The sequence below is a fragment of the Burkholderia sp. SIMBA_062 genome (assembly GCF_046534765.1).
GTDB lineage: Bacteria > Pseudomonadota > Gammaproteobacteria > Burkholderiales > Burkholderiaceae > Burkholderia > Burkholderia ambifaria.
In genome coordinates, this window is the sequence record NZ_JAWRYD010000329.1 from 1 (window position 1) to 265 (window position 265).

A 265-nucleotide genomic window follows, 5' to 3' on the forward strand; every position below is an offset into this window, starting at 1 on the left:
GGCCGACCTGCGCGCCGACGCGGTGGTAACCGGCCATTTCTCGCTCACTGCGCCGTGGGCGTTCGACAAACCCGCGGTGGAGGGCGCCGTGTTCCGCACCGGCTTCGGCGAGCCCTACATCATCAGCGTGGAGGGCATGGCGCCGCTGCGCGTGGAGCCGGGTGACTTCGTGCTGCTGCCGCATGGGCACGCGCACGTGCTGGCCTCGGCGGCGGGCGTCGCGCCCGAGCGGTTCGACGACCTCGTCGCGCGTGCCGGTATCCGG

Annotated in this window: 1 protein-coding gene; it reads left to right on the plus strand. The window is 73.2% G+C overall.

Annotation, left to right across the window (positions count from 1 at the left end; all coding sequences use genetic code 11):
- Nucleotides 1-7 precede the first annotated feature (7 nt).
- Nucleotides 8-265: cupin domain-containing protein (locus SB786_RS36560; protein ID WP_410731627.1), on the plus strand; the 258-nt coding region annotated here is incomplete at its 3' end.